The 17,129-nt window shown below is 71.9% G+C and carries 13 protein-coding genes; 7 read left to right on the top strand and 6 right to left on the bottom strand.

Annotated features, from left to right (window positions below):
* Positions 1-5: 5 nt before the first annotated feature.
* The 3 genes from sepH to ACFPFQ_RS43735 form a co-directional block, all read right to left on the bottom strand.
* Complete coding sequence (sepH, locus tag ACFPFQ_RS43725) at positions 6-1,232, bottom strand: septation protein SepH (RefSeq protein WP_379629177.1); 1,227 nt, start codon at positions 1,230-1,232, stop codon at positions 6-8.
* Between the two features lie 251 nt (positions 1,233-1,483).
* Positions 1,484-2,617: a phosphoserine transaminase gene (gene serC / locus ACFPFQ_RS43730; RefSeq protein WP_379629178.1), complete on the bottom strand. Its 1,134-nt coding sequence runs from the start codon at positions 2,615-2,617 to the stop codon at positions 1,484-1,486.
* A gap of 13 nt (positions 2,618-2,630) precedes the next feature.
* On the bottom strand, positions 2,631-3,722 hold the full coding sequence (locus ACFPFQ_RS43735) for a DUF5925 domain-containing protein (RefSeq protein ID WP_379629179.1): 1,092 nt from the start codon (positions 3,720-3,722) through the stop codon (positions 2,631-2,633).
* 476 nt (positions 3,723-4,198) lie between these two features.
* On the opposite strand from ACFPFQ_RS43735, the gene ACFPFQ_RS43740 reads away from it, so the two are divergent.
* Together ACFPFQ_RS43740 and ACFPFQ_RS43745 are read left to right on the top strand one after the other, a co-directional pair.
* A complete protein-coding gene (locus tag ACFPFQ_RS43740; RefSeq protein WP_379629180.1) occupies positions 4,199-5,140 on the top strand; it encodes a hypothetical protein in 942 nt (313 codons plus the stop codon).
* Positions 5,141-5,178: 38 nt separating this feature from the next.
* A complete protein-coding gene (locus tag ACFPFQ_RS43745; protein ID WP_379629181.1) occupies positions 5,179-7,257 on the top strand; it encodes a spermidine synthase in 2,079 nt (692 codons plus the stop codon).
* Positions 7,258-7,298: 41 nt separating this feature from the next.
* Here the strand turns inward: ACFPFQ_RS43745 and ACFPFQ_RS43750 are convergent, their stop codons facing one another.
* Complete coding sequence (locus tag ACFPFQ_RS43750) at positions 7,299-8,261, bottom strand: GlxA family transcriptional regulator (RefSeq protein ID WP_379629182.1); 963 nt, start codon at positions 8,259-8,261, stop codon at positions 7,299-7,301.
* A 71-nt stretch (positions 8,262-8,332) separates the two neighbouring features.
* On the opposite strand from ACFPFQ_RS43750, the gene ACFPFQ_RS43755 reads away from it, so the two are divergent.
* Positions 8,333-9,613 (top strand): MFS transporter, encoded by a 1,281-nt coding sequence (locus tag ACFPFQ_RS43755; protein WP_379629183.1) that lies wholly within the window; start codon positions 8,333-8,335, stop codon positions 9,611-9,613.
* A 73-nt stretch (positions 9,614-9,686) separates the two neighbouring features.
* Here the strand turns inward: ACFPFQ_RS43755 and ACFPFQ_RS43760 are convergent, their stop codons facing one another.
* On the bottom strand, positions 9,687-10,865 hold the full coding sequence (locus ACFPFQ_RS43760; protein ID WP_379629184.1) for a citrate synthase 2: 1,179 nt from the start codon (positions 10,863-10,865) through the stop codon (positions 9,687-9,689).
* Between the two features lie 234 nt (positions 10,866-11,099).
* Between ACFPFQ_RS43760 and pdxH the strand changes: the two genes are divergently transcribed.
* From pdxH to ACFPFQ_RS43780, 4 genes are all read left to right on the top strand, one after another.
* Positions 11,100-11,786 carry a pyridoxamine 5'-phosphate oxidase gene (gene pdxH, locus ACFPFQ_RS43765; protein ID WP_379629294.1) on the top strand — a complete coding sequence of 229 codons (687 nt, stop codon included), beginning with the start codon at positions 11,100-11,102 and terminating at the stop codon, positions 11,784-11,786.
* Positions 11,787-12,016: 230 nt separating this feature from the next.
* Complete coding sequence (locus ACFPFQ_RS43770) at positions 12,017-13,294, top strand: MFS transporter (RefSeq protein ID WP_379629185.1); 1,278 nt, start codon at positions 12,017-12,019, stop codon at positions 13,292-13,294.
* 120 nt (positions 13,295-13,414) lie between these two features.
* Entirely contained in the window at positions 13,415-14,710 is a 1,296-nt protein-coding gene (locus ACFPFQ_RS43775) for a citrate synthase (protein WP_379629186.1), read from the top strand.
* A 144-nt stretch (positions 14,711-14,854) separates the two neighbouring features.
* Entirely contained in the window at positions 14,855-16,240 is a 1,386-nt protein-coding gene (locus ACFPFQ_RS43780; RefSeq protein WP_379629187.1) for a cryptochrome/photolyase family protein, read from the top strand.
* Between the two features lie 240 nt (positions 16,241-16,480).
* Here the strand turns inward: ACFPFQ_RS43780 and ACFPFQ_RS43785 are convergent, their stop codons facing one another.
* A complete protein-coding gene (locus ACFPFQ_RS43785; RefSeq protein ID WP_379629295.1) occupies positions 16,481-17,077 on the bottom strand; it encodes a pentapeptide repeat-containing protein in 597 nt (198 codons plus the stop codon).
* Positions 17,078-17,129: the final 52 nt, after the last annotated feature.

Genomic DNA, 17,129 nt, shown 5'->3' on the forward strand with positions numbered 1-17,129 from the left:
GCAGGTCAGCGCTGGCCGCGGACGCCGAGCAGGACCTCGTCCCAGGAGGGCATGACCGGCTTGCCCTTCTTGGTGCGCCGGCTCGCGGCCGGTGCGGGTTCGGGCTGCTCCACCGGTGCGGGTTCGGCTGCGGGTGCCTCCGCGACGACCTCGGGCTGCGGCTCGGCCGGGACGGGGGTGGCGGGCTCGGCCGGGACGGGGGTGGCGGGCTCGGCCTTGACCGGCGCCTTGACCGGCTGGGCAGTCACCGGCGGGGCCTTCACCTGCGGTGCGGGCTCGGACTGGCGCTGGGCCGGTGGCGCGGGCCTGCGCTGTTCCGGGGCTGCCGTGCGGGCGGCGGGGCGGTCGGTCTCCGTCCGCGCGGGTTCGGGCCTGCTGACCTCTGGCCTGCTGACCTCGGGACGGGTGGGCTCCGGGCGTTCGCGCGGCGGCTCGACGGGTGCGCTGCGCGAGGTGTCGAACGCCGTCGGCGCCGTGGGGCGGGACGGTTCGGCTGCGCGCGGAGGTTCGGCGCGCGGGGCCTCGAGGTGCGGGGTGCGGCCCGAGTCGGCCGTGGCGCGCAGCTCCTCGAGCGGTGCCGGTGCCGGAGCGGGCTCGTCGGGGCGGGCGATGTCGATGACCGGGCCGACGGTGCGCAGCGGGCGGGCCGGCAGACCCTCGACCAGATCGCTGGCGTGCTCGTCGACGGCGGTGACGGTGCCGCCGTGCGCGCCGGGCTGGAAGGTCCAGTGCGCGCGGTTGTCGGAACGGCCGGCGCGCCACGAGAGCGCGACGATCCAGCGGCCGTCCTCACCCTTCCACGAGTCCCATTCGGCCTCGGTGTACTCCTGGCCGCGCAGCCCGAAGGTGTGGGCGACGACGTCGCCGAGCATCCGGGTGTCGGGACCGTCGGCGCGCAGCGGGTGGGCGCGTTGGGCGACCTCGGCGGTGCGGGAGCGTTCCAGCAGCACGGGGTAGGCAAAACGTTCGATCTTCGCCTGTGGCACGCCTGCCGCGGAGGCGACCTGGTCCACGGACGCTCCGGCGCGGATGCGGGCCTGGATCTCGCGTGGGCGCAACTGGCTCTCCAACTCGATCGAGATCTGTCCGAGCCGGGTCAGGTCTCCCCGGGCGGCTGCGCGCAGCTGCTCGTCGGCCGCAACGGTGAAACGCTCACGACGCCCCGAATCCTCGAGCACGACGGAGATCTCTCCGTCATCCTCGGTGATCCCGACGACCCGCAGCGCCCGCATCGACGGCCTCCCCGCTCTCTTACTCTCCCCGTCCGGGTGACGGTAGTTGCCGAAATGCAACCTGCGACGGAGGCGCGCCGGGCGCGTGTACCCGTCCCTACGAGGCATTCCGTACGCAGCGCACCTCTGTATGTACGCAGAGTGGCATGTCGGCGCGTTCTGGTAAAGCTGGGACAGATGTTACTGGTGTGGTTACGGAGTGCTGATCGGCCGCCACCGGGACCGCAGGCGGCCCGATGGCGGCCGGTGGATCAGGACTGGTGCTCGACGACCCAGTCGATGCAGGCGGTGAGCGCCTGCACGTCCGACGGCTCGACGGCCGGGAACATGCCGACCCGCAGCTGGTTGCGGCCCAGCTTGCGGTAGGGCTCGGTGTCGACGATGCCGTTGGCCCGCAGCGTCTTCGCGACGGCCGCGGCGTCCACCGAATCGGCGAAGTCGATGGTGCCCACCACCTGCGAGCGGTGCGCCGGATCGGTGACGAACGGCGTGGCGAACTCGCTCTTCTCGGCCCACGCGTAGAGCCGGCCGGACGAGTCGGCGGTGCGGGCGACGCAGGCGTCCAGACCGCCGAGGCCGTTCATCCACTCGACCTGCTCGGCGAGCATCACGAGCGTGCCCACCGCGGGGGTGTTGTAGGTCTGGTCCTTCACGGAGTTGTCGACGGCGGTGGCCAGCGACAGGAACGGCGGGATCCACCGGTCGGAGGCCGCGAGCTCGGCCACCCGCTCGAGGGCGGCCGGGCTCATGAGCGCGATCCACAGTCCGCCGTCGGAGGCGAAGCCCTTCTGGGGGGCGAAGTAGTAGGTGTCGGCGTTGCTGACGTCGACGGGCAGCCCGCCCGCGCCCGACGTCGCGTCGATCACCACGAGCTGCTCGGCCGTGGTACCAGCGGGGCGCACGACCGGCACCGACACGCCGGTGGAGGTCTCGTTGTGGGCCCACGCGAGCACGTCGGCGCTCGGGTCGCTGGTGGGTTCCGGCGCGCTGCCGGCGTCGGCCTTCACGATGATCGGATCGGCCAGGAAGGGTGCGCCCGCGGTGGACTCCGCGAACTTCGCCGAGAACTCGCCGTAGGTCAGGTGCAGCGACCGTTCCCGCACGAGCCCGAACGCGGCGGCGTCCCAGAACGCGGTGGAACCGCCGTTGCCGAGCACGACCTCGTAGCCCGCCGGCAGCGAGAACAGCTCCGACAGCCCCGCGCGAACGCGTCCGACGAGCGCCTTCACCGGCTTCTGGCGGTGCGAGGTGCCCATCACGGCGCCGGCGGCGGCAAGTGCGGCGAGCTGTTCCGGTCGCACCTTGGAGGGCCCGCAGCCGAAACGTCCGTCGATGGGACGGAGGTCGGCGGGGATCTGCAGGTCGTTCGGGGTCGAGGCGGTCACGCCGACCAGTCTGTCAGCCGGGCGAACCGGCGGATCGCGACGGGGCCGACGTCACACGCCCCGCCCGCTGTCGGTAGAGCTCCGCGAGCGTGACCCCTTCGGGTGCGATGTCGGCGGTGTCCGGATCGACCCCGAGCCAGGCTGCGGCGGCGAGCGGGGTCAGCGGTCCGCACTCGATCTCGGCGAGGCAGCGGCCCGGCCGGACGACAGCCGGGTGCAGCCGGGCGACGTCCTCGTTGGTGGTGAGGCAGACGAGCACGTCGAGGCCCTGGCCGAGCAGCCCGTCGGTGAGGTTGAGCAGGCGCGACAGTGCCTGTCCCGAGTCGTGCTTCGCCTCGGCGCGCACCAGCTCGTCGCAGTCCTCGAGCACGAGCAGCCGCCAGGTGCGGTCGTCACCGGGGCCGCCCTCGCCCAGCGCGACCGACGTCAGGTAGGCGGGCTGGGTGAACAGGGCCTCCGGGTCGAGGATGCACTCGATGCGACACCAGTCGCGCCAGGCGTGGGCGAGCGCGCGGATCGCGGTGGTCTTGCCGGTACCGGCCGGGCCGTGCAGCAGGAGCAGCCGGCCCGTGATGTCGTCGGGGCGCAGCGCCATCAGCCGTTCCAGCTCGACGCCGGCGGACGCGGTGTAGTTGCGGCGGATCGTCGACCACGGCGGAACGTCGATGTGGCGGGGCACCCGAACCCCGCTCGGACGGCAGTCCTCGGTGTGCCAGAAGTCGATCGGCACCTGCGACTCGCGCGGCGGGGTGCCGCGCTGCGCGGTGCGGGAGGCGAGCTCCAGCACGTCGCGTGCGCGCTCGTCGGTGGTGGCGCAGACGCGCAGGCTCGCGCTGCCGGCGCGGCGACGCATGGCGACGAGCGTCCAGCCAGGGCCGGTGGCCACGTGCGAGCGGAGCCCGCCGCTGTCATGGGTGAAGCAGGGCAGGCAGCCGGGCGGGCTGAGCGCGGCGTCGGGCCCGACCTCGCTGAGGTCGACGGAGTGGGCGAACGGTTGTTCACCGGTCAGGAACGGTTCCATCGCGATGGCGTTGAGGAGGCCTTCGATCGGCGCGTTGCCGCCGAAGAGCATGGACCGGGACAGTTCTTTGAATGGTGGCGTCACTCGCTGAGGGTCGCGAGCTACGCCGTTCGGTGCATCCGGGTTTCCCCTGGGAAACGCCCGAAATGACCCCGAATGACCTTGGTGGCAACCGATCAGGGTGCCACGATGGCGCCGGACGTGAACTGCGCGTTCTTTGGGGGACGACGATGACCGACACACCTGAGGGCCGCGAACCTGAGCGCCCGGATCCCACGGATCCGCCGGCTGCGGCAGATCAGCCGCCCAACGCAGCACCGCCCGGATACGGCACCACACCCGGATACGGCACCACTCCCGGATATGGGGGCCCGCCGCCGGCGTACGGGCAGCAGCCGGGGTACGCCCAGCAGCCCGGGCCGGACCTCCCGCCCGCGGGACATGGGCAGCCGGGATATGGGCCGGGATATGGCCAGCCGGGATATGGCCAGGCGCCGCAGGGTTATGGACCGCCCGGGTACCCGCCCCCGGGTTTCGGGGCGGCGCCACCGCAGCCAGGTGTGATCCCGTTGCGCCCGCTGCAGCTGGGCGACATCTATTCGGGTGCGTTCCGCAACATCCGGATGAACCCCGCCGCGACCCTGGGCGTGGCGTTCGTGGTCATCACGATCGTCGCGGTGATCCAGGTGATCATCCAGCTCGTCGCCCCGCGCCCGACGAGCGTGCGGCCGACCGACGTCGCCGCGGTGCTGAGCGCGAGCCTCACGTCGCTCGCGGTCAGCCTCGTGGGCTCGATCATCACGGTGCTGGCCGTCAGCGTCGCCAGCGGGCTGCTGGTCGTGGTGCTCAGCCGGGCGGTGCTCGGCAGGCCCACCACGTTCCCGCAGGCGTGGAGCATGGTGAAGGCGCGCATCGCGGGACTGGTCGGGGTGAGCCTGCTCGTCGGGCTGATCGCCATCGTGATCGCTGTCGTCGGTATCGGGGTGGGGTTGCTCCTGCTGTTCGTGGGCGGGTCGAACGGGTTCACGATCCTGCTGGCCGTGCTGCTGTTCATCGCCACGGTCGTCGCCGTGATCTACCTGGCCGTGTCGCTGTCCCTGGCCACGGCTGCCTACGTGCTGGAGCACGCCGGCGTGGTGGCGGCACTGCGCCGTTCCCGGGAGCTCGTGCAGGGCAGCTGGTGGCGGATCTTCGGCATCGTGATCCTCACCGGCATCATCGTCGGCATCATCGGGTTCGTGATCGCGCTGCCGTTCGGGCTGGGCGGAGCCACCGTCGCCATCTCGGCCGGTGTCACGTCCGGTGTCTCGGTGCCCGCGCTGTCGACGTCGGCGGTGATCCTCTCGGGGATCGCCAGCATCATCTCGGGCACGCTGACGATGCCGTTCTCGTCGGGTGTGACCAACCTGCTCTACGTCGACCAGCGGATCCGCAAGGAGCGCTTCGACGTCGACCTCGCCCGTGCGGCGGCGGAGGGTCGGGAGCCCGGTCAGCTGAGCTGAACCGGCTCGCGACACGGACATTCCGTACGCTCCGGCCCATGGCCGCCCCCACCGCCGAGATCCCGCCGTCGTCCGTCCTGCTCGGGGTGCGGCCGCGGCTGGTGCTGGCCAGCGCCCTGATGCTGTTCGTCGAGCTGGCACTGATCCGGTGGACCGGTTCCAACGTCGTGCACCTGAGCTACTTCTCGAACTTCGTGCTGCTGGGCTCGTTCCTCGGGATCGGGCTGGGCTTCCTGCGGTCGAGCCGCGCGCGGGTGCAGCCGTTCTACTCGCCGATCGCGCTGGCCGCGCTGGTGCTGTTCGTCGAGACCTACCCGGTCACGGTCGACCGGGGGCAGGACGCCACGGTCATCTACTTCACGAGCCTGTCCACCACCGGCCCGCCGACGTGGGTGGTGCTGCCGATCGTCTTCGCCGCGGCCGCGGTGATCATGGCGGGGCCGGGGGAGATCGTCGGGCGCTGCTTCGCCCAGCTCCCGCGCTTGGCCGCCTACAGGTTCGACCTGATCGGGAGCCTGATCGGCATCACGTCGTTCACCGGGCTGTCGTTCCTGGGCGCGCCGCCGGTGTGGTGGGGCCTGATCGTCTCGCTGGCGTTCGCGCTGCTGCTGGTGCCCGGCAGGCGTCCGGTGGCGGTGGTGCTGGCGGCGGTGCTGGTGGTCGCGCCCGCCGCGCTGATGCTGACGGCGTTGCGCACCGAGTCGGAGACGCCCGGGGCGAGCTGGTCGCCCTACTACAAGATCCAGACCAGCACGCGGGACTGGTACGGCAACCCGATCGTCGACATCTCGGCCAACGGGGTGCCGCACCAGCAGGCCATGCCGGCCGAGCTGCGGATCCGGGCCGAACCGCAGTACGGGCTGCCGTACGAGCGGTCGGCCCACAACGCGCTGGGCAACGTGCTGGTCGTGGGCGCCGGGAGCGGCACCGACGTCGCGATCGCGCTGCGGGCGGGCGCCCGGCACGTCGACGCCGTGGAGATCGATCCCGGGCTGCTCGCCATCGGCCGCAACCAGAACCCCGACCGGCCCTACGCCGACCCGCGCGTCACCACCCACGTCGACGACGGGCGCGCGTTCCTGTCGCGCACCGACAACCGCTACGACCTCATCCTCTTCGCGCTGCCGGACTCGCTGACGCTCGTGCAGGGCGCGAGCTCGCTGCGGCTGGAGAGCTACCTGTTCACGCAGCAGGCGTTCGACTCCGCCCGCGCCCACCTCAACGCGGGCGGCGCGTTCGCGATGTACAACTACTACCGCGAGGCCTGGCTCATCGACCGGCTCGCGCTCACCGCGCAGAACGCCTTCGGGCACGCGCCCTGCGTCGACGTCGTCGGGGGAGCGCTGGGGCAGGCCGTGATCACCGTCGGGTTGACCGCTGCCGACCAGACATGCGCGACCGCGTGGCCCGGGCCCGCGGCGAACACGCCGGAACCGGCCACCGACGGGCGGCCGTTCCTGTACCTGTTCGGGGCCACCATCCCCGAGCTCTACCTGGTGACGATCGGGCTGATCCTGGCCGTCAGCGTCGTCGCCGTCGCGTTCGTCGGTGGGGGCGGGATCGGTGGGTCGTACCGGCGGATGCGGCCCTACGCCGACCTGTTCCTGCTCGGCGCCGGGTTCCTGCTGCTGCAGACGAAGAGCATCGCGGGGTTCGCGCTGCTGTTCGGCACCACGTGGGTGGTCAACGCGATCGTGTTCGCCGGCGTGCTGGTGGCCGTGCTCGCCGCCGTGCTGGTGACGGGCCGGTTCCGCACGCCCCCGATGAAGATCATGTACGCGGTGCTGTTCGGCGGGCTGCTGCTGAGCTGGCTGGTGCCGGAGTCGTGGCTGCTGGGCATGCCGTTGCTGCTCCGCGGTGTGGTGGCCGTCGTGCTGGCGTTCCTGCCGATCTTCGCGGCCAACATCGTGTTCGCGAAGCGGTTCACCGACACCGCCGACGGCACGGCCGCGTTCGGCGCCAACCTGCTCGGCGCGATGGTGGGCGGGTGCCTGGAGTACCTGGCCCTGCTCGTCGGGTTCCCGGGACTGCTGATCGTGGCCGCCGTCCTCTACGCAGGCGCGTTCGCACTGGCCCCGCGCGGCACCCTGACCCCGTCGAGAACGACGTTGCCATGATCAACAGGCCCTGTTGATCATGGCAACGTCGTTCTCGACGGTCAGCTCGCGCCGCGGTAGGTGCGGCGGTAGGCCAGCGGCGCCACCCCGATCGCGGCGTGCAGGTGCTGGCGCAGCGACACCGTGTTGCCGAAGCCCGCGTCGGTGGCGACCCGCTCCACTGGCAGGTCGGTGGTCTCCAGCAGCCGCCGCGCCCGCTCGACGCGCTGGGTGGTGAGCCACCGCGCCGGGCTCTGGCCGGTCTCCTCGCGGAACCGACGGGTGAACGTGCGCACGCTCATCGCCGCGTGCGCGGCCATGTCGGCCAGCGTCAAGGGGGTGTCGAGCCGGGCCAGTGCCCACGCGCGCGTCGGGGCGACGCCCGCGCCGTCGGGGTCGGGCACCGGCTCCATGAACTGCGACTGCCCGCCGACGCGCCACGGCGCCACCACGCTGCGGCGGGCGACGCTGTTGGCCACCGCGGCGCCGTGGTCGCGGCGGATCAGGTGCAGGCACAGGTCGATGCCCGCGGCGTTGCCCGCGGAGGTGAGCACGTCGCCGTCGTCGACGTAGAGGACGCCCGGATCCAGGTGGACGGCCGGGAAGAACCGCGCGAACCGCTCGGCGTGCATCCAGTGCGTGGTGGCCGGCCTGCCGTCGAGCAGCCCGGCCGCGGCCAGTACGAACGCGCCGGTGCAGATCGACATCATGCGGGCGGTCCGACCCCGTAGCGCCGCGCCGACGGCCGGGTCGAGCACGCCGTGGTCGACCGCGGGCCCGCCCGAGTGTCCGGGGATCACGATCGTGTCGGCTGTCGCGAGGATCGACGCGTCGTGCTCGGGCAAGACCTGGAACCCCGCGGACGTGCGCACCGGACCGCCGTCGAGCGTGCAGACGCGCGCGCGGTAGAGCGGGCGGCCGTCGCCGTCGACGGCGCTGCCCAGCAGCTTGTGGGGCAGTCCCAACTCGAAGGCGATGACCTGTGGCATCGCGAGCACGGCGATCTCGTGTCGATCCGACGTCATGGCCGGATCCTTTCACAGGATGGCTGTCCGGCCACTGGTTCCGCGACGGCCGCCGGGTGAGGCTGCATGGTGTGACTGAGCTGAAGGCCGCGCGCACGCGGCGCATCCACCCCGCGTGGTGGGTGGCCGCCGTGACGTTCCTGGCACTGGTGGGTGCCTCGGGATTCCGGTCGGTGCCCGGCGTGCTGATGGAACCGCTGCACCATGAGTTCGGCTGGTCGGTGTCCACGATCTCGGCCGCGGCCGCGGTCAACATGGCGCTCTACGGCCTGACGTCGCCGTTCGCGGCGGCGCTCATGGAGCGCTTCGGCATCCGCAGGGTCGTCACCGGCGCGTTGCTGGTCGTGTCGGCGGGCAGCGGGCTCACGGTGTTCATGACGGCGAGCTGGCAGCTGATCCTCTGCTGGGGTGTGCTCGTCGGGCTCGGTACCGGGTCGATGGCGCTCGCGCTCGTCGCCACCGTCACCGGGCGCTGGTTCGTGGCGCGGCGCGGGCTCGTCTCCGGTGTGCTGACGGCGGGTGGCGCGGCAGGGCAGCTCGTGTTCCTGCCCGTGATCTCCCAGGTCGCCGAGACCTACGGGTGGCGGCCTGCCGCGCTCGGTGTCGCGTTCGCGGCGCTGGCCGTGGCCCCGTTCGTGGTCTGGCTGTTGCGCGACCGCCCGAGCGACGTCGGGGTGGTGCCCTACGGCGGCACCGCGGCCGACAACGTCGCGCCGGTGCGTACGGGCGCCGCCCGCATCGCCATGCGCGCACTGTTCTCGGCATGGCGGACCAAGCCGTTCTGGTACCTCGCGGCCGGCATGATGATCTGCGGCGCCACGACGATGGGCCTGATCCAGCCGCACTTCATCCCAGCTGCGCACGATCACGGCATGCCGATGACGATGGCCGCCGGGCTGCTGGCGGTGGTGGGGCTGTGCGACATCGCCGGCACCATCGCGTCCGGCTGGCTCACCGACCGCATCGATCCGCGCCTGCTGCTGCTGGCCTACTACGTGCTGCGCGGGCTATCGCTCATCGCGCTGCCGTCGCTGTTCGGGCCGGACATCCAGACCAACATGCTGGCGTTCATCGTCTTCTACGGGTTGGACTGGGTGGCCACGATCCCGCCGACGATGGCGCTGGCGCGGGCCCACTTCGGGGCGTCGGCACCGGTGGTGTTCGGCTGGATCTTCGCCTCCCACCAACTGGGGGCCGCTCTCATGGCGTTGGGCGCCGGGATCGTGCGCGACGAGCTGGGCTCCTACGACCTGGCGTGGTACCTGGGCGGCGCGCTCTGCGTCGTTGCCGGCGTGCTGTCGCTGATGGTGCGCCGGACCGCTGTGCCCGCCGCCGGGCCCGCTCTCGCCTGACGGCGCCAACACAATGGCCGCCGCGCCGACGTCAGGACGTCGGCGCGGCGGCCATGTGGTTGGCGCGGTGGTGTCAGCTGTGCCGGATCTCGCTCCAGCCCTCGACGTCCTCGGGCTTGCGGGGGCCCGGGCCGATGTACTGCGCCGACGGGCGGACGAGCTTGTTCTCCCGCTTCTGCTCCATGATGTGGGCCGACCAGCCTGCCGTGCGGGCGCTGGTGAACATCGCCGGCATCATGTGCGGGGGCACCTCGGCGAAGTCGAGGATCACCGCGGCCCAGAACTCGACGTTGGTCTCGATCGGGTGGTCGGGGCGGCGTTCGCGCAGGATCTTCAGCGCCGCCTGCTCCAGGGTGGCGGCCACCTCGTAGCGCGGTGCGTTCAGCTCCTTGCAGGTACGCCGCAGCACGCGGGCGCGGGGGTCCTCGGCGCGGTAGACGCGGTGCCCGAAGCCCATGAGCTTCTCGTGCCGGTCGAGGATGCCCTTGACCAGGCCCTCGGCGTCGTCACTCTGCTCGACCTCGGCGATCATCGGCAGCACGCGGGCGGGAGCGCCACCGTGCAGCGGCCCCGACATCGCGCCGATGGCGCCCGAGAGCGACGCCGCGACGTCGGCGCCGGTGGAGGCGATGACGCGGGCGGTGAACGTGGAGGCGTTCATGCCGTGCTCGGCGGCGGAGACCCAGTAGGCGTCGATCGCCTGGATGTGCGCCGGATCGGGCTCGCCGCGCCAGCGCGTCATGAAGCGCTCGGTGATGGTGGTGCACTCGTCGATGCGTGCCTGCGGGACGGCCGGGACGCCGATGCCCCGCGCCGACTGCGCGACGTAGGACAGCGCCATCACCGAGGCGCGCGCGAGCTGCTCGCGGGCCTCCTCGGGGGCGGTGTCGAGCAGCGGCCGGTAGCCCCAGTAGGGCGCGAGCATGGCCAGCGCGGCCTGCACGTCCACCCGGACGTCGCCGGTGTGCACCGGGATCGGGAACGACTCGGCCGGCGGCAGTCCGGGGCCGAACCGGCCGTCGACGAGCAGGGCCCAGACGTTGCCGAAGGTGACCTTGCCGACGAGATCCTCGATGTCGACGCCGCGGTAGCGCAGCGCGCCGCCGTCCTTGTCGGGCTCGGCGATCTCCGTGCGGAACGCCACATGTCCTTCGAGGCCGGATTTGAATCCCGGCGGTGGCGGCGGTACGGAATCGTTGGCGTTCTGGGCAGGCGCGGTCGGCGCCGTCTCAGCGGTCGGCGCAGTGGACACCGCGTCCTCCTCATCGTGATCCCCGACTTGGCAGCCCCGGCCGTCGACGCCGGTGCGGCATCGTTGACCAGGAGTCGCCCCCTCCTCGGACACGGTTGTCCGACTCGGGTGCTGCCCACGGCCGTCCGGGACGGCTACCGTGGTTGGCGTCACCCTGCCCGCGCAGCACGCGTGAGGCAACGGTGCAGCTGGGTGGCATCGGTCACCGGCCACACCGGCGTGATCGTCGGGCACGTGGTCGCGCCGACGGGGGCAGGGAAGGACTCGCTGGTGGATCAGCATGTGGCGGGGATGCGGGTGGACTACCGCACCTCCGGATTCGACGTGGACGCGCTCGCTCCGACGTGGCACGAGCAGTTGCAGGCCTGGTTCGCCGAGGCCGAGGCCGCCACCGTCGTCGAGCCCAACGCGATGGTGCTGGCCACCACCGACGACGACGGCAGGCCCTCGTCGCGCACCGTGCTGTGCAAGGGCATCGACGCCCGCGGCGTCGCGTTCTTCACGAACTTCACCTCGGCCAAGAGCCGTGACCTGCGAGCCTCGCGCTACGCGTCGGCCACCTTCCCCTGGTACCTGGTGCACCGGCAGGTGCATCTGCGCGGCGGCGTCGAGCTCGTGTCACCGGCCGAGACCAGGGCCTACTGGAACAGCAGGCCGCGCGGGTCGCAGCTGGGTGCGTGGGCGTCGGCGCAGTCGGCGGTGGTGCGCGACCGCCGTGCGCTCGACGACGCGCTGGACGCGGTGACGCAGCGGTTCGCCGACACCGAGAACGTGCCACTGCCCGCCCACTGGGGAGGGTGGCGCATCGTGCCAGAGCACGTGGAGTTCTGGCAGGGCCGCACCGATCGCCTGCACGACCGCCTGCGCTTCGAGCAGAACGCGATCGACCGCACGTGGACGGTGCGCCGGTTGGCCCCGTGATCGAGAATCCGCCTACCGGGAGGGCTGCCGCAGCTGCTCCGGCCCGGCCGAAGTGGTAGGTCTGATCTGTGACACCGCCCGTTCCCGATGATCCGACCCGGCCCAACGCGTTCGTACAGGACGGGCCGACCCGCCCCATCCCTTCGGGAGCCGAAGCACCCACCCGTCCGACGCCCGCGGCGCAGCAGCCCACCGCTGCGCTCCACGGTGGCGGCCCGACCACGGTCGCGATGGCCGCAGAATCGCCCACCCGCCGGATCGCCAGGGCCATCCGGGGCACCCTGACCGACACCCGCCCGCTGCGCACCCCCGCGTACCGCAGGCTCTGGACGGCCGGGGTGATCACCACCGTCGGGGCGCAGCTGTCCGTCGTCGCGGTGCCGGCGCAGATCTACGAGCTCACCGGATCGTCGGCCTACGTCGGGCTGACGGGGCTGTTCGGGCTGGTGCCCCTCATCGTGTTCGGGCTCTGGGGCGGCGCGATCGCCGACGCGGTGGACCGGCGCACCGTCCTGCTGCTCACCGGCGGCGGGATCGCGCTGTCCTCGCTCGCGCTGTGGGTCACCGCCGCGAGCGGGATGGGCGGGGTGTGGGCCGTGCTGTGCCTGTTCTCCGTGCAGACGGCCTTCCTCGCGATCAACCAACCGGCGCGCAACGCGGTGATCCCGCGGCTGCTGCCTGCCGCCGAGCTCCCCGCCGCCAACGCGCTCAACATGACGGTGTTCCAGGTCGGGGCCATCGCCGGACCGCTGCTGGCCGGCGTGCTGATCCCGGTGCTGGGCCTGCCCACGCTGTACCTGATCGACGCGATCGCGCTGCTGGCCACGCTGTGGGCCACCTGGAAGCTGCCGCCGGTGCCGCCGCACGCGTCGCCGGAGCGCAGGCGCGCGGGGATGCGCGAGGTCGTCGACGGGTTCCGCTACGCCTCACAGCACAAGGTGCTGCTGGTCTCGTTCCTGATCGACGTCGTGGCGATGCTCGGCATGCCCCGCGTGGTCTTCCCGGAGATCGCCCAGACCAGGTTCGGTGACCCGCCCGGTGGCGGGTTCGCGCTGGGCATCATCTTCGCCGCCATCCCGCTCGGCATGGTCGCAGCCGGGGTGTTCTCCGGCAGCCTCACCCGGATCCGGCGCCAGGGCGTCGCCGTCACCGCCGCGATCTGCCTGTGGGGCATCGGGGTGGCGCTGTTCGGGCTCACGAGCTCGCTGTGGCTCGCGGTGCTCTGCCTCGCGCTCGCCGGCGCCGGTGACATGGTCAGCTCGACGTTCCGCAGCTCCATGCTGCAGTCGGTGGCAACCGACGAGATGCGCGGGCGGATGCAGGGCGTGTTCCTCGTCGTCGTGGCGGGCGGGCCACGGCTCGCGGACCTCTGGCACGGGCCCGCCGCGGCCGGCTGGGGCCCCGGCCCGGCGGCCACCGTCGGCGGTTTCATCGTGATCGTCCTCGCGGCCGTCGTGGTGGTCGCGTTCCCGGCGTTCTGGAGGTACCGGGCACCCACATCCGGGTGAGAGCGGTGATCACCACACCCGTCGCGCGCCACGTCACACAGCCTGCGCAGGCGCGAAACCCGCCCTGCGCACTAGCGTTGTTCCCAACCACGGAAAACAAGAGTGTGAGGGAACCTCCACATGGCTGACGACACGACCGCCGTACTTTCCTACCCCGGCGGCGAACACAAGATGGCGATCAGCAACGCCACCGAGGGGGCGCCCGGGTTCGACATCAGCAAGCTGCTGCCGACCACCGGTCTCGTCACCCTCGATTCGGGCTACGGCAACACCGCGTCCTGCACCTCGGCGATCACCTACATCGACGGCGACGCCGGCATCCTGCGCTACCGCGGCTATCCGATCGATCAGCTCGCTTCCGGCTCCACGTTCATCGAGACCAGCTACCTGCTCATCTACGGCGAGCTCCCCACGCCGAGTGAGCTCGAGGCGTTCACCAACAAGATCAGCCGGCACACGCTGCTGCACGAGGACCTGAAACGGTTCTTCGACGGCTTCCCCCGCGACGCGCACCCGATGCCGGTGCTCTCGAGCGCCGTCAGCGCGCTGTCCACCTTCTACCAGGACAGCCTCGACCCGTTCGACGAGGACGCCGTCGAGCTGTCCACCGTGCGCCTGCTGGCCAAGCTGCCGACGATCGCCGCGTACGCGTACAAGAAGTCGATCGGCCAGCCGTTCCTCTACCCGGACAACTCGCTGGGCCTGGTGGAGAACTTCCTGCGCATGACGTTCGGCTTCCCCGCCGAGCCCTACGACGTGGACCCCGAGTTCGTGCGCGCGCTCGACACGCTGCTGATCCTGCACGCCGACCACGAGCAGAACTGCTCCACGTCGACGGTTCGGTTGGTCGGTTCGTCGCACGCCAATCTCTTCGCCAGCATCTCCGCGGGCATCAACGCCCTGTTCGGCCCGCTGCACGGTGGTGCCAACCAGGCCGTGCTCGAGATGCTCACGCGCATTCGCGACGTCGAGAACGGTGACGTCGAGGCGTTCGTCAACCGGGTCAAGAACAAGGAGCACGGCGCGAAGCTCATGGGCTTCGGGCACCGCGTCTACAAGAACTACGACCCGCGGGCGAAGATCGTCAAGCAGAAGGCCGACGACATCCTCGCGAAGCTGGGTGTCACCGACCCCCTGCTCGACATCGCGAAGGCGCTGGAGGAGAAGGCGCTCGCCGACGACTACTTCATCGAGCGCAAGCTCTACCCGAACGTCGACTTCTACACCGGCGTGATCTACCGGGCGATGGGCTTCCCCACCAAGATGTTCACCGTCCTGTTCGCGCTGGGCCGGCTCCCGGGCTGGATCGCCCAGTGGCGCGAGATGATCAACGACCCCACCACCAAGATCGGCCGCCCGCGCCAGCTCTACGTCGGCGCCACCGAGCGGCCCTACGTCCCGATGGCCGACCGCTGACTCCCTGATCGTGAGCGCTACCGACCGAGCACCTTCCAGCGGGGTGACATCGCTGACGTTCAACGTCAGCGATGTCACCCCGCTGGACGTCGGTATGGCTGCCCAACGCGCCGGATCGGCTCACCGACGCTAGCGTCGGTCCCCATGCCCGATGCCGCTGTGGTCTGGTTCCGGCGCGATCTGCGCGTCGCCGACCAACCCACGTTCCTGGCCGCTGCCGACGCCGCACCCGCGTCGCTGGCGCTGTTCGTGCTGGACCCGGCGCTGCTCGGCCCGTCAGGTGCTGCGCGCCTCAGCTACCTCTACGCCTCGCTGCGCGCCCTCGACGACGCGCTGGGCGGGCGGCTGCTGGTGGTGCGGGGCGATCCGGCGGAGGTCGTGCCGCGGGTCGCCGCCGACGTCGACGCGGCCACGGTGCACGTCGCTGCCGACTTCGGTCCCTACGGCCGCAAGCGCGACGGCGCCGTCGCCGCGGCGCTGGAGTCGGGCGACCGCGAGCTCGTGGCCACCGGTTCGCCGTACGCGGTGGCGCCCGGGCGGGTGCGCAAACCAGACGGCGAGCCCTACCGCGTCTTCACCCCGTTCCGCAGTGCCTGGGCCCGGCACGGCTGGCGCGGACCCGCCGAGACGGACGCCGCCACCGTGGACTGGATCGACCCCGACGGCCTCGACCGCGTCGCGATCCCCGCGGGCGACGCGGTGCCCGCCGACCTGCCGGAGGCCGGGGAGACCGCTGCGCTGAGGTGCTGGCGGGAGTTCCTCGACGGGGTCCTCGACGACTACGCCGGCGACCGGGACCGCCCGGACAAGCCGGGGACGTCGCGGATGTCGCCGTACCTGAAGTACGGGCAGATCCACCCGCGAACGATGCTCGCCGACCTGTCGGGCCGCCGCTCGCAGGCCGTGGACACCTACCGCACCGAGCTCGCCTGGCGCGAGTTCTACGCCGACATCCTGTACCAGCGACCCGACTCCGCCCGTGGCAACTACGACCGCGCCTTCGACGCGTTGCCGCTGGCGTCCGGTGCCGCTGCGCGGACGAGCTTCGCCGCGTGGTGCGAGGGCCGAACCGGGTTCCCGATCGTCGACGCGGGGATGCGCCAGCTCCGGGAACAGGCATGGATGCACAACCGGGTGCGGATGATCGTCGCGAGCTTCCTCGTCAAGGACCTGCACCTGCCGTGGTGGTGGGGCGCCCGGCACTTCATGCAACTGCTCGTGGACGGCGACCTCGCCTCCAACCAGCACGGCTGGCAGTGGACGGCCGGCAGCGGCACCGACGCGTCGCCCTACTTCCGGGTCTTCAACCCGATCACGCAGGCGGAGCGGTTCGACCCCGACGGCGCCTACGTACGACGGTTCGTGCCGGAACTGCGTGGAGTGGAGGGCAGGGCCGTGCACCAGCCGTGGAAGCTGCCCGGCGGTGTCCCGGAGGGCTACCCGGAGCCGATGGTCGACCACGCTGCGGAACGGCGCGTGGCACTGGAGGGGTACGAGCAGGTCAAGGCGGCGCGTAGCGCGAGTGCATGAGCGGGCCTTGCTCCATGTGGAGGCGTGCTGATCGGATGCCCTAGTCTGCGACAGCAGCGAGGGAGGGGTTCTCATGGCCGAGGAATCGACGCGGGAATCGAGGCCACGGCGCCGTCGCCGGTGGATCGTCCTGCTGGCGATGCTGGGCGGAGCCGCCTGGTACCTGCGATCGCGACGTGCCGCCGAGGATCTGCCGTGGCCCGAGCCGCGGCTGATCCCGCCGCCTGCCGCGCCCACTGCTCACGTTCCAGCACCTGCTGCGGCCGTTCCAGCACCTGCTGCGGCGGCACCCGTTGCTCCGGCGGCTCCGGCCGCTCCGGCGGAGAAGCCCCCTGCCGCGGCTGCTCCAGCGGGAGATCCTCCTGCCGGAAAGCCCGTCTCGGCCCCGGCGGCCCCGCCGGCCACCGCTGAGAAGCCCGCCGCCCCGGCCCCGGCTGCTCCGAAGGCGGCTGCTCCGAAGGCGGCCCCGGAGAAGGTGGCCCCGGAGAAGGCGGTCCCGGAGAAGGTGGCCCCGGAGAAGGCGGCCCCGGAGAAGGTGGCCCCGGAGAAGGTGGCCCCGGAGAAGGCGGCCCCGGAGAAGGCGGCCCCGGAGAAGGCAGCCCCGGAGAAGGCAGTGCCGGCGAAGGCGGCACCGGCCAAGGGAGCCACGTCCGCGCCAGCTGCACCCCAGGACACCCCGGCCACGGACGCGGTCCAGCAGGCCCCCGCGAAGGCGGCTCCGGCGAAGGAAGCGCAGGTCAAGGAGGCTCCGGCCACGGCAGCGCCGGTCGCGGAGCCGCAGCAGGCCCCGCCCGCGCCGCACCGGATCGCCGCCCCACCTGCGGCGCCGAAGCCCACGGCGTCGGCCCCGGCAGCACCGCAGCCGGTGGCCGCCAAGCCGGCCCCCCCA

It is taken from the genome of Pseudonocardia sp. GCM10023141 (assembly GCF_042653605.1).

Bases quoted from the DNA above. Each gene is read 5' to 3' on its own strand.
- sepH (WP_379629177.1), bottom strand. From the start codon at position 1,232: ATGCGGGCGCTGCGGGTCGTCGGGATCACCGAGGATGACGGAGAGATC.
- ACFPFQ_RS43745 (WP_379629181.1), top strand. From the start codon at position 5,179: ATGGCCGCCCCCACCGCCGAGATCCCGCCGTCGTCCGTCCTGCTCGGG.
- ACFPFQ_RS43750 (WP_379629182.1), bottom strand. From the start codon at position 8,261: ATGACGTCGGATCGACACGAGATCGCCGTGCTCGCGATGCCACAGGTC.
- ACFPFQ_RS43770 (WP_379629185.1), top strand. From the start codon at position 12,017: ATGGCCGCAGAATCGCCCACCCGCCGGATCGCCAGGGCCATCCGGGGC.
- ACFPFQ_RS43775 (WP_379629186.1), top strand. From the start codon at position 13,415: ATGGCTGACGACACGACCGCCGTACTTTCCTACCCCGGCGGCGAACAC.
- ACFPFQ_RS43780 (WP_379629187.1), top strand. From the start codon at position 14,855: ATGCCCGATGCCGCTGTGGTCTGGTTCCGGCGCGATCTGCGCGTCGCC.